Origin of the sequence: Nostoc spongiaeforme FACHB-130 (genome assembly GCF_014698475.1) — a bacterium.
Classification (GTDB): Bacteria; Cyanobacteriota; Cyanobacteriia; order Cyanobacteriales; family Nostocaceae; genus Nostoc_B; species Nostoc_B spongiaeforme.
On the sequence record NZ_JACJTB010000031.1, the window covers coordinates 46,070 to 58,037 of the forward strand.

General features: G+C 40.2%; 9 protein-coding genes. 6 read left to right on the forward strand and 3 right to left on the reverse strand.

Annotated elements, in window-relative coordinates; translation table 11 throughout:
• The first annotated feature begins 44 nt into the window (after nucleotides 1-44).
• Nucleotides 45-1,121, forward strand: a complete 1,077-nt coding sequence (gene acsF / locus H6G74_RS20595) for a magnesium-protoporphyrin IX monomethyl ester (oxidative) cyclase (RefSeq protein WP_190969438.1) — start codon at nucleotides 45-47, stop codon at nucleotides 1,119-1,121.
• Between the two features lie 243 nt (nucleotides 1,122-1,364).
• Here acsF and H6G74_RS20600 read toward each other — a convergent pair whose 3' ends face one another.
• Both H6G74_RS20600 and H6G74_RS20605 read right to left on the reverse strand, forming a co-directional pair.
• Nucleotides 1,365-3,755, reverse strand: a complete 2,391-nt coding sequence (locus tag H6G74_RS20600; protein WP_190969439.1) for a tetratricopeptide repeat protein — start codon at nucleotides 3,753-3,755, stop codon at nucleotides 1,365-1,367.
• Between the two features lie 109 nt (nucleotides 3,756-3,864).
• Nucleotides 3,865-4,698, reverse strand: coding sequence for an Rpn family recombination-promoting nuclease/putative transposase (locus tag H6G74_RS20605; protein ID WP_190969440.1), 834 nt, complete (start codon nucleotides 4,696-4,698; stop codon nucleotides 3,865-3,867).
• Nucleotides 4,699-5,108: 410 nt separating this feature from the next.
• Between H6G74_RS20605 and H6G74_RS20610 the strand changes: the two genes are divergently transcribed.
• Together H6G74_RS20610 and H6G74_RS20615 are read left to right on the forward strand one after the other, a co-directional pair.
• On the forward strand, nucleotides 5,109-6,746 hold the full coding sequence (locus H6G74_RS20610) for a mechanosensitive ion channel family protein (protein ID WP_190969441.1): 1,638 nt from the start codon (nucleotides 5,109-5,111) through the stop codon (nucleotides 6,744-6,746).
• A 200-nt stretch (nucleotides 6,747-6,946) separates the two neighbouring features.
• Complete coding sequence (locus tag H6G74_RS20615; protein ID WP_190969442.1) at nucleotides 6,947-7,210, forward strand: hypothetical protein; 264 nt, start codon at nucleotides 6,947-6,949, stop codon at nucleotides 7,208-7,210.
• A 51-nt stretch (nucleotides 7,211-7,261) separates the two neighbouring features.
• Here the strand turns inward: H6G74_RS20615 and H6G74_RS20620 are convergent, their stop codons facing one another.
• Nucleotides 7,262-9,781 (reverse strand): beta strand repeat-containing protein, encoded by a 2,520-nt coding sequence (locus H6G74_RS20620; protein ID WP_190969443.1) that lies wholly within the window; start codon nucleotides 9,779-9,781, stop codon nucleotides 7,262-7,264.
• Between the two features lie 741 nt (nucleotides 9,782-10,522).
• Between H6G74_RS20620 and H6G74_RS20625 the strand changes: the two genes are divergently transcribed.
• The 3 genes from H6G74_RS20625 (at nucleotide 10,523) to H6G74_RS20635 (ending at nucleotide 11,944) form a co-directional block, all read left to right on the forward strand.
• Complete coding sequence (locus H6G74_RS20625; RefSeq protein ID WP_190589715.1) at nucleotides 10,523-10,894, forward strand: hypothetical protein; 372 nt, start codon at nucleotides 10,523-10,525, stop codon at nucleotides 10,892-10,894.
• Between the two features lie 326 nt (nucleotides 10,895-11,220).
• The gene (locus H6G74_RS20630) at nucleotides 11,221-11,502 is read left to right on the forward strand and encodes a Precorrin-3B methylase (protein ID WP_190969444.1); all 282 of its coding nucleotides are present in this window, start codon (nucleotides 11,221-11,223) and stop codon (nucleotides 11,500-11,502) included.
• Nucleotides 11,503-11,590: 88 nt separating this feature from the next.
• Nucleotides 11,591-11,944, forward strand: a complete 354-nt coding sequence (locus H6G74_RS20635; RefSeq protein WP_190969445.1) for a hypothetical protein — start codon at nucleotides 11,591-11,593, stop codon at nucleotides 11,942-11,944.
• The last annotated feature ends 24 nt before the right edge of the window (nucleotides 11,945-11,968 follow it).

An 11,968-nucleotide genomic window follows, 5' to 3' on the forward strand; every position in this document is an offset into this window, starting at 1 on the left:
AAGGGCGTAATCAAGATAATAAAGACACTCGTGGCAATCAAGACATGGTAGATTCCCTCAAAAAACCAGGCTTTGAAGAAATACGGCCAGGGATTAAAGTCCCGGCAAAAGAAACCTTATTAACACCACGGTTTTATACTACCGATTTTGATGAGATGGCGCGGATGGACATCTCTGTAAACGAAGATGAGTTAATCGCCATCTTAGAAGAGTTCCGCGCTGACTATAACCGCCATCACTTCGTTCGGGATGCCGAGTTTGAACAATCCTGGGATCACATCGACGGGGAAACTCGCCAGTTGTTCATTGAATTTCTAGAGCGTTCTTGTACAGCAGAGTTTTCTGGCTTCTTGCTGTACAAAGAATTAGGCCGTCGTTTAAAAGATAAAAGCCCCGTCCTAGCTGAGTGTTTCAACCTGATGTCACGGGATGAAGCACGTCACGCCGGCTTTTTGAACAAAGCGATGTCAGACTTTAATTTGTCTCTTGACTTAGGGTTTTTGACAAAGAGCCGCAATTATACCTTCTTTAAACCAAAATTTATTTTCTACGCCACTTACCTTTCCGAAAAAATTGGTTATTGGCGTTATATCACCATTTACCGCCATCTAGAATCGCATCCCGAAGACAGAATTTATCCAATTTTCCGGTTCTTTGAAAACTGGTGTCAAGACGAAAACCGTCATGGTGACTTCTTTGATGCCATCATGAGAGCGCAGCCACAAATGCTGAACGACTGGAAAGCAAAACTTTGGAGTCGCTTTTTCTTGTTGTCTGTATTTGTGACAATGTATCTCAATGATTTACAGCGCAAAGACTTTTATGCTTCTATTGGTTTAGATGCACGGGAATATGATATCTACGTCATCAAGAAAACCAATGAAACCGCAGGTAGAGTCTTCCCGGTAATGTTGGATGTGGAAAATCCAGAGTTTTACGATCGCCTAGATTTATGTGTTCAGAATAACGAAAAATTGAGCGCGATCGCTAACTCCAAAACACCTAAATTCTTACAATTCTTCCAGAAGTTGCCATTATACGTCTCCAATGGTTGGCAGTTCTTGAAGTTGTACTTCATGAAGCCAATTGATGCCGCTTCGGCTCATGGCATGGCACGCTAGATTTACTGGATAATTTGATGGGCATGGTATTAGTTAATTAATACCATGCTTTTTTATGTTTCGTGTTTAGGGTATTCCAAACAATAAATTATCCACACTTCTATAGCAATCCTGTCTGAGTTGTGAAAAAATATTGTTTTTAACGAACCGCAAAGGACGCAAAGGACACAAAGAAAGAAAACAAAGAGAAGAAAGAGAATTTCATAAATGATTTAGAATTCTATATCTACCTTGTCCTCTTTGTCATCCTTGTCTATTCTCAACAGACCAACCTTTATATATCTTCTCAACTTGCTTCGGTGCTTGGATTTCCGTAAATAACTGAATTGCTTGCTGAAAATACATTTGGCTGATATCAGCCTTGGCGAGTTGTTGATAAGTTAAACCTAACTGAAAATACGCTTCTGCTAAGTCACATTTAGCACCTATTTGCTCTAAACGTTCGATGGCTTCTGTATGATGCACAAGGGCTAATTGATAGTCTTTTTGTTGGCGATAAATTTCTGCTAAACCATTTAATGTTTTTGCCTTAACTTGCATATAATGACCTGCTTCTGCAAAAGTCAACGCTTGCTGAAAAATTTGGTTAGCTTGAGATAAATTACCTAAATTGAGATATGTTTGACCTAAAATTTGGATGAAATACGCAAATCTTCCTGTCTTGAGTAATTTTTCATTTGCAATATTTTCATAAGCTGCATTTGCTAATTCATTAGCCACATCACAAAATCCTAAATAGGAATTAACTAATGCTAAACATACAGAGGCTTTTTCTGCCCAGCGATGATGTGCGGTATTTTGAGCTAGATAAATTACTTGTTGAAATAACTTGAGGGCTGATTCTAGTTCCCATAAGTCTATTTTGTAAAGACCAATACTTAACAGTGAATCGACTTCTAACATTCGCAGATAATAGACTTGATGTTTATTCTCTAACTGCGGTACAAGTGATTTTAGTGCTTGTGTGGCTAAATTGATAGTTTTTTCTTGACAGGCGATCGCTTGATTAATTTTCCCGTTTATCCAATACAAATCGCCCAAAATATTGTATAATTCAATAATATTTTCTTCTGATTCAACATTATTTATTACTTGATTAATTGCCGTCAAAATAGGCTGAATTAATCCCATACGATATAACGTACTACCCAAAGGTAAAAACTGTTGCCATTGATTATTGCGACTTTTGAGAATAACTTTACCTGCTAACTCAAATTCATGAATTTCGATGTAATGATAGTATGCCTCTAAAGCTTGTAAAGCATCTTCAAACGTAGCGATTTGTGTAACACTAGCTGTCCAAAATTCGGCAGCTTTATGATTTGTAATTTCCCACTCATCACTAGTACGTAACCGGGCGATCGCTTCGGCGCGAATTACCGGGTGTAACCAATATTCACCTTGATTGCACTCTATTAACGAACGATTTCTTAAAGAAGCAATAATTTGACGATGTTCAGTCGGAGGAACATCCCAAAGTAAACAAAACAGCCCTGGAGATGGAATCGTAGGGATATCTTGGTAGCGATAACAACCCAAACGGCACAGCAAACGATAAGCTTGAGCATCAAGGGCTTGTAGACGATTAATTTGGCTAACGGCTAAATTTTTTAAATCGGTGGCGGCTAAAGGATCATCATGATTTGCTTGCCAATATAGACTCATATCACCGCCAAAATCCTCCTGCATTGCACCGCACAAAATACCCATTGCTTTGGCATTCCCGCCGTAAGTACGATGTATTTGTTGCAAAGTAGAAAGATTAATCGTTAGCCCACGGTTGCTAAAAAACTTTAGCCAAGTGCTTTGATCTAAACCGGGAAGCCGATAATGATGGACATTCAACCCTGGTTCACACAAGCGATCGCGGCTAGTAATTAAGGTGACAGCCTGCACCCGCACATCAGCCAAAACCCGCAATAGTTCTACATAGCTGCGGTGAGGTGCAATTAACTTTCCCTGCTGATCTAATGCGGGTTCTAAATTATCAATTAAAATTCCAATGCGCCGATTATGCAGTTGGCGCTTCAATCGTCCTAATGTTACGCCAAACTCTATCCCCGGTTCTTCCCCAAAGTCTTGTTTTAACCATTCCTCTACCACTCGTTCCGCCGCAGTGATATTTTGGCTTTCCTTCGCCATTAATAATTCTAAAACCAAGTCAAAACCCTGGGTTTGTAGATATTGCTGGGCGAGAGTCGTTTTGCCTAAACCTCCCTCACCTTGGATGACAATTATTTTCGCGCCTTGATTTACCAGAGTATTCAAATGAGCGATCGCATCTTGTCGCCCAATAAAATTAGTATCTTCTAATCTGGGGACAGTTTGTGGCGGTGATAATGACTCATTAATCAACCCTGATATTGCAGAAGTTTTTCTCAGAACTCGTTCCAAAGTAGCGCGACAATTACTTTTAGTAATCTTCTGTCGCAATACCTGAGACAGTAACTTCCATAACTGTGAGCCAACATCCTTAACATGTCCTTCCGTACAGCCGTAAGCATGGGCAATATCTAAATATTTTCTACCCAACCAAACCTGCTGAAGAATAACTTTCTGCAATTCGCTCAACCGTTCCCCAGTTTGAGCAGGAATGATGGTCTCTAACCATGCTAATGCTGCTTCAGCGTTCATTATGTAACGATGAGGGTAGTTAGATTCTAGAACTATAGATTACTCTACAATTCCCCTACCCCATTTTTCCGATAAGATTCGATGAATCCGACTGTTCTCATTTAATCTATCACTTGTCTAACCAAGCCTGTAAATCAGCCAAACTGGTAAAATCTAGCAATGCTTCGCTCAAATCTTCCAGAACAGGCAAAGGCAAACCAGCAATTTTAGAGCGCATTTCTTCCGATAATTCGCCAAACCGCTTGGTTAGGAGCCGAATAACTAGATTAACTGTTGCTTCTTCACGTCCTTCTTCTTTAATTTCTCGGTAAACTCTGGTTTCTTTGAGTGTAATTCCCAGCATTGACTCAACCTCCGTTCTGGTTAATTGTTCAAACTTGTACACCATAATCGTGAGAATCATCTCTATTATGGCTTGATTCCCTGGCTCTGTGACTTCTTGGCGAGTTTTATTTAACAGATATCTCGCTTCTTCTGGCGCTTGATTTTCCTCTAGAGTTGTCAACACCATCAACGCTATCCATATCGGTAAAGAGCGAATATTGCCTAATTCATCCAGATACACTCGATGCACTTGTCCACCATTGAGGAAGGAACGATGTGGATGAATGTCACTTTGTTCGATATTGCGTGATGGATAAATGATGACTGCTTGCCAATCGCTAAATCTAGCACGATTGCGGTAAAAGTAGAGTGCAGATTCAGCAAATACTCTTTCGTAAAGCTGTTCATCTGTTTGGAATTGTACCTCACAGAAGTACACAACTCCCGCACCTTGATTTTCTGGCGGGAGAAACACACCATCAATTTCAAATTTGGGTTCTTTGACGGCTACTGAATCAAATCTGTATGCTTCTGCATTGCTGGGTGGTGTTGCTAATAATTGAAATAAGAGTGTAGGAGATTGTTGAAATAGTTTGTAAAATATTGAATCTCGACGCATGAAGTATTATTAGCCCTTTAAGTTCAATATTTTAAACTAAAGCTCTGATTTTTAAAGCATGAATATTGCTCAAGAACAATTTTGATTGGGCATTAACTACAACTACTTTATCTGCCTGTATTAGTTGAGATGTAGTGAGTGAAACGAAACCGAACTCAAAAATAACAAGCTATTGGGATTTTGGTTTAATTTATTTTTTGTGAGAGTATAATCACATATTCTGCTCAGTTATATCCAAAAGTTGATGAATCTATTTGTCATCTATCTAAAGACTTAAACAACAGCAAATGTCATAATTTGCAATCTTTAACCAGAAAACTTAACTTTAGATAGGTACAATTACTAAAGTCAATTTTGGAGTATGGCTAAGTAAGTAATCAAAAATAGATTTTCTTCAAGGAGGTGTTGGAGTGCGTTGGCATTTTTTGGCAATTTTTGGTTCAATAACAGTCTCTGTTGTTGCTGTAACACCAGTAACTGCTCAGATTCCGTTGTTACCACTGTTGCAAACTCCCAGCAGTCTGAGTAATGAATCTGAGAATAGAAATGTTTCTGGCTGGATTTATCTAGATGGTCGTCGTTTATTTCAAATCAGCGCCACCAAAACTAATTTGCCAGAGCGTTTACAAAATATTCAGCGAAACTTGAATCAAATTAGCCAGAATTACTTTCAATCCTCAGCAACAGAAATCAAGGTAGAGGTGCGGAAAGTTAACGAAATACCCGTCATTCAGGTAAATGGTGAATATCTGATGACTGTCACCTCTGAGGATGCAGAACTTAGACAAGAAGATCAGCTGATCTCAGCGAATCAAATTGCTGATGCTTTACAAGAAGACTTACAACGGGCAAAACAAGAACGACAAACTCAATATCTGCTCAATCAAGGTAAAATTTCTGCTGGCATTGGCCTGGTGATGGTGATCACAAGTTGGGGTGTATATTATTGGCAGCGTCGCTCTCGTAAAGAAACAGCACAGCCAGCTCCATCAGTTTCTTCGACAGCGCAACCAATTACGACTCAACTGAATCAACAGCAACATCGTCATTTTCAAGAAGTAAAGAAGCGTTTGTTTCAGTTGACTCAAGCTGGAATTTGGGGAGGGGGTAATTTTCTGATTTTGGGGCTATTTCCCTACACTCGGCCGTTGCAAGTAGCCATACTCTCGGCGGCGCAAATTCCCTTAAAACTCGCTGTTGTGGCCTTGGGGACTTATGTCGCTACCCGTTTCAGCTATGCTTTAATCGATCGCTTCACAACGACACTCATCAGTAGTGGGGTTTTATTAACCTCCGATACTTCTGAACGTCTACGTTTACGAGTCTCTACCTTTTCAGGCGTGACTAAAAGTATTATCACTATTATCTGGGTAGGAGTTGGGATTTTATTCGCCCTTGTTTCTCTGGGGGTAGATATTGTTCCTCTACTTGCAGGTGCAGGTTTAGTTGGTGTGGCTGTATCTTTGGCTTCCCAAAACCTGATTAAAGATGCCATTAACGGCTTCTTGATTATCCTGGAAGACCAGTATGCTTTAGGTGATGTGATTAATGTGGGCAATGTGGGCGGCTTAGTGGAAAATCTCAACTTGCGGATGACACAACTGCGTGATTCTGAAGGACGCTTAATCACCATTCCCAATAGTGAAATTAAAATTGTCGCTAACCTCTCTAGCCGTTGGTCACGCGCCGATTTAACTGTTCCTATCGCCTATGAAGCTGATATTGACCATGCTTTGGACTTGATTAAAAAAGTCGCTTTAGAGATGGATCAAGATTTACAATGGAAACATCAAATTATCGAGACTCCGCAGGTTTTGGGTATTGATAATTTTGGCGATCGCGGTTTAATTATTCGTGTGTGGATTAAAACCCAACCTCTTAAACAATGGGATGTCGCCCGCGAATATCGCCGCCGCCTCAAAATCACCCTTGACCAAGCCGGAATTAATATCCCAGTACCACAACAAGCCATCTGGGTAAATGATGCACAGGTATTGAATGCACAGATGAATGGTAAAGGGAATGAATCAATGGTCAATGGTCAATAAGAGGAAAAGGAGCAGGGGGCAGGGTGCAGAGGGGAGAATCTTTCCCCTGCCTCTTCCAGTTAATGGTCAATAGTCAAAATCTTGTTGGGTGGGCAAAATTGCCCACCTAAATTAATTGGCAAGTAAAACAACCTCTGGGCAATGCAGTACATTTGTACTATAATAGATATAGCATCCACAAATCCTAGTGCAGTGCAACTATGATCAAGCATTACATTCTCAACCTCAATCCAACTGCCAAGCACGAATGGGATCGCTGTATTTTACGTGACCCACTGACTGCAAAACGTCCAGACTTCTCCCGATTAATTGCCGAAGCAGTTGGTGCTGATACAGGAAGTTATTTAATCAGCGTAAATATTGAAATACAGGTATTAGAACAAGCCGCAGTACCGCAAGCTGAACAACTTTCGCTGTCTTTTCCAGAGGTGGCTGTTCAATCGCCAATGAGAGAAGCAGCGTAGCGAATTATCAGCATACAGACGCTGCATTTCAACATCTGTATGCTGATGACTTTAAAACACAAAATTCCTAGAGTCGTTCAAAGCGTTAGCAGATACATTGCGTAACCTTACTAACTCCAAAGCCACACGTTGACCAGCAGTACCATCTAAGTCAATTAAAACTGAGGTGTCTGTTCCTGATGTTTGCAACTGTAAGTAACCGCCAGCAATGGCTGTGGCGAAGTTCAAGTTGCTCAAATCTAAACTCCGCCAGAGTGCTTGTAAGACAATTTTATCTGTACCAACGGCAAAGTCTGTAATTGTATCGCCGCTATCAGCAAGGCTGGTATAAACAAAGCTATCTGCACCCGCACCTCCTGTTAGCATATCTGCGCCTCTCAAGCCTGCTATCAAATCATTGGCAGCCGTACCTTGGAGATTGTCAGGATATGCTGTGCCATTAATTACAGAGGCTTCATAAGCTCCAATATCTACTCGACCATTCAAAATACGTCTATAACCACTACCGCGTTGATCAAAAGGTATGCCTTCGGTAGTATTGCCATCTCTGTCTAAGTCTGCAATGTCGGCTGGTATATCGGCGTTATTACCAGAGTTAATGGCGGGACTACCATAAACTAAGGCGTGGGTTTTGACTGGGCCGCCATTGTCACGCAGGATAGTATCAATAACTTGGGAAATGCTGAATTGCAATTGTTCGCTGGGGTTAAAGCCAGTACTACCATCAAGGTTGCCAATCAGGTTATAGCCGTTGCTGATAAAGTTACCGAAGACATCGGGGTTAACTGCACCAGGAATACCATCGTTATTGCCTGCTATGATGCTGTTTTTGATGGTGGCTGTACCTGTGGCTGCGTTGTAGATGCCTGCACCGCTAGATACAGTATTTTCTTCATCATAGTAAGACTTGTTGAGGGCGATCGTGCTGTTGCTAACGGTTAAAGTACCAGAGTTGTAAATTCCGCCACCTTCGGAGTATGACTGATTGCCACTAATGGTACTGTTAACTACAGTTAGAGTGCCAGAGTTGTTAATGGCACCGCCAATACCTGCGATGTTGTTGTTAATGGTGGTGTTAATTACAGATGCAGTGCCGTAGTTGAGGATACCACCTCCTAACCCTGCTAAGTTATCACTGATAGTAGAACTAATGATGGTTATGGTGCCATAATTAACAATCGTGCCATTTGCGGCTCCATCTGGATTGGAATTACCAGTGATGGTACTTCTAATGACTGTCAGATTGCCAGATGCAGAGTTATAGATGCCGCTACTATAAATAGATCCTAACGCTAAATTGAAACCTCCTATGTTGCCACTGATGGTGCTGTTGGTCACTGTGACGTTGCCTCTAGTACTGAAACCTGCTCTGCCGTAGTCTGACGAATTACTACTGATGCTGCTATTATTTACTGTTGCTGTACCAGAAAGACTAAGACCAGCACTACTAAAGTCGTAGTATGAATAGTTGCCATTGATGGTGGTTTTGTCTATTTTGCTAGTACCAGTAGCAATAAGTCCGCTAGAATTTCGTCCGCTATTGTAATTAATCGAGCTATTAGTTACTGTCAGGATTCCTGAATGAATGACTCCACTCGACCAATATGATTGATTATTATCTATGTGGCTGTAGCTGATGATCAGTGTGCCTGAGCTATCAATGCCAGATGAAGCACCATTAACATCAATTGCTCTATTATTACTAACACTACTATTTTTAATCGTGAGGCTGCCATTACTTACAATGCCGCTAAATGCGTTGTAGTATGGGTTGCTGGATTCATTGCCATTAACACTGCTAGAATTTAAAGTTACAGTGCCAGTGCTGTAGATACCAGTACCATCACCTGTGCCTCTGTTATTGTTGATGGTGCTGTTTTTAGCTGTTAAAGTCCCAGTGTTATATATACCTGCACCGTTGCCTAAGTTATCAGGGAAATATGAGTCATTGTAGTACCCGGCAGAGTTGCCATTAATAGCACTGTTGTTAAGAGTGACGATACCAGCGTTATAAATGCCACCCCCATCACCTGCATAGAATGTACCCTCAGCATTAACTTGACCTGCGTAGTTAGCTGTGACTGTACTGTTGTTAAGCCTTAAAACTCCAGAGTTGGAATTATAGATACCACCACCATTGTTGCCGGAACTGTCTTGACCACCAGAAAAGTTATTGCTAATGGTGACGTTTCTTAATGTCAGATTACCAGCATTGTAAACGCCGCCACCTCCTCTTGTATCTGTCGCATAGCCATTAGCAATTGTTAATCCTTCAATGTCAACAGTGATGCCGTTAGCAATTTCAAATACACGAGATATGTTGTTATCTTGAGCAAAATTGTAGTTACCGCTAACTGTCAGTAAGTTTGAACCTCTGCCATCAATACTTAAGTCATCGGTGATGAGCAAACTACTACCGCCAAGGCTGATAGTATCGGCGATGTTGTCGGTGAAGAGTCCGCCTGTAAATCTAATTAAGTCCTTACCGGCTGAGGCGTTGGCATTTAAGATTGCTTGCTGTAATGAACCAAGACCACTGCTTTTGGTGTTGGTGACGTTAAAGGTAGCCATTGTTTATCTCACTCCTATTGGTTTTGGTTGTGTCAGCAATATGAGCAAGCTTTTTGGCTGCTTACTTTCGCTAAACACGCAAAATGACGGCGCTGTTAGGAACAGTGCTTTTTTGGGTATGGGAACAATTAATGACAATTTTGGAGAGACACCAGTTAGATGAGGCTGGTGTAGACTGATTGCGTAAATTGGAGTAGGGAAAAGTAAATCAGGACTAGAAATTTAAAATCGCCTATTCATTTTGGTTTTTACTGAAAAAACCAAAATTTGCTTTTGCAATTAGTCTGGTTTGGGAGTTGATAAGCACTGGTTTTGAGAGTAATACCGAAAATTTACTTAACCCAATAAATTTAGGTGATGATTAAAATTTTACTAATACTCTGTTGAGATAATATTAAGTAAGATTACGTAATTGGTCTTTGGTCTATGCCGTCATTGAGGGATAAGAGGGGGACAAGGGAGATGGAATGCCTTGAGCGGAAATTTTAACTAATTTCTGTATAACTCTAGTCTGTAAAGACGGTTTTTTGTGGCAATTTAAGTACATTTTTACTATAATAGATATATCAAGTACAGGTTATAGTCTTCTACGCCAAAAAGCATCTTTTTGATTTCAAGATGTGACTATTTTTTCACTACTCCACAAGAAGTTTGAAAGCAGAGAAATAGAAGTATTTAGACATACTTCTGATATGTCTTTTGCTATGTGATGAATTGAGATTTTTAGAGGAAGATTATTTGATGATGCAAATGAATCATTATCCATCTGCGATCGCTCAGGCTGCTCAACGTGTAAATGAACTAGACTCGCAGTTGATGGCTGTACAGCAGCAAATTAACCGCTTTGAAGGAAATGCAGATCGCGCGGCGGCTTTTGATGTGGATTTGAAAAATGATGCTCAACGCAAGGCGCGGCGGTTTGAAGTGCTACTGTTGAATCACGAATATCAAAAGGCGGTGGATACCCAAATTCAACTGACTGTAGAAAAAGCTAATGCGATCGCGCATTTAGAATATCTGCGTAACCAGTTTAGTGTAGCGAAGTTAGAGGCAAGATTAGCGATCGCCCAACAACTTACTGATTATGAATCACGAGAATTAGTCGGTTTGTAGTTTATATGTGTACATATTTTACACCAAGCGACTGAAGTTGCGGTTCATCTTGCACATAGACAAAACCCGCCTACGCGGGTTCTATTTTATTCCCTTAGCGATTACAGCTTGGTATTTCCGTAATAGTCATCTGCTATGGCTATCTATGTCTTTATTTATGGCAGCAAGAACAATAACTTTAGCACGGTACTTACCAAAAACATTCAGTAAATAGGAAATAATGTTGAGTCCGGCAGTTATGAAAAATTGAGTTGTCATTTGCTCATATTAGTTAAAATCGCTACGATATCATTAGTAATCATTGGAAAAATCCCAGTATCTTGCAAATGACAAAACAAGAAACTCCACTTGTCGGTGAAGCGTTAATCAAAGAAGTCTGTCGGCGAATTCGCGTTGCACGTAGCTATTGGGATGCTCATAATAATGCTGCTTGTCGAGGTGAACGTGAACGAGCATTAGCTCTTTACAACAAACTAACTAAGGAAGAAAAAGAGCAGATTCCGCAAGTGTTACGTGTATGGCTACGTTATCGGAGTGAGAAATACTTTGGGGCGCATAGAACGCCACCTAAATCGAAGCATAAAGCAAAATATAACAAGTCGGTTTGATTTTTGAAATTATCTGTATAGGTAGGGAGTAGGAAAGAGGATTTTTGAATGTACTGTTTTTTTCAGAAATTAAATATGAGTCCTATGTATGAATAATTTATTGAAAATTAAATCAGTGCTACTCCTAGCTATTGTGACAACAAATTTAGGAATAAATGCTCCTGTAAAGGCTAATACTCATCAAATTATCAATCAACAGTATCTAGAGCAAAAAAGAAAACAGGTAAAAAGACAATCGCCTTCTCAAGAATTATGGGAAAGATTTAGACAGCGACAAGATGAGCTTAGACTGCAACAACAACATCGAGTCGAACAATTTCGCTTAGAGAATCAATTCAGATCACAAAAATTTGAACAATTAGCAATAGACAGACTCAGGCTACAACAAAGACAAGAAATAGACACACTGAGATTACAGCAAAAACTGAGAAATCCATATTGAATAAATGAACAAAGACAAGGTAGA

Coding starts and splice junctions, on each gene's coding strand:
- H6G74_RS20600 (WP_190969439.1), bottom strand. CDS start 3,755: ATGAACGCTGAAGCAGCATTAGCATGGTTAGAGACCATCATTCCTGCT.
- H6G74_RS20605 (WP_190969440.1), bottom strand. CDS start 4,698: ATGCGTCGAGATTCAATATTTTACAAACTATTTCAACAATCTCCTACA.
- H6G74_RS20630 (WP_190969444.1), top strand. CDS start 11,221: ATGACAAAACAAGAAACTCCACTTGTCGGTGAAGCGTTAATCAAAGAA.
- acsF (WP_190969438.1), top strand. CDS start 45: ATGGTAGATTCCCTCAAAAAACCAGGCTTTGAAGAAATACGGCCAGGG.
- H6G74_RS20615 (WP_190969442.1), top strand. CDS start 6,947: ATGATCAAGCATTACATTCTCAACCTCAATCCAACTGCCAAGCACGAA.
- H6G74_RS20625 (WP_190589715.1), top strand. CDS start 10,523: ATGATGCAAATGAATCATTATCCATCTGCGATCGCTCAGGCTGCTCAA.
- H6G74_RS20620 (WP_190969443.1), bottom strand. CDS start 9,781: ATGGCTACCTTTAACGTCACCAACACCAAAAGCAGTGGTCTTGGTTCA.
- H6G74_RS20635 (WP_190969445.1), top strand. CDS start 11,591: ATGAATAATTTATTGAAAATTAAATCAGTGCTACTCCTAGCTATTGTG.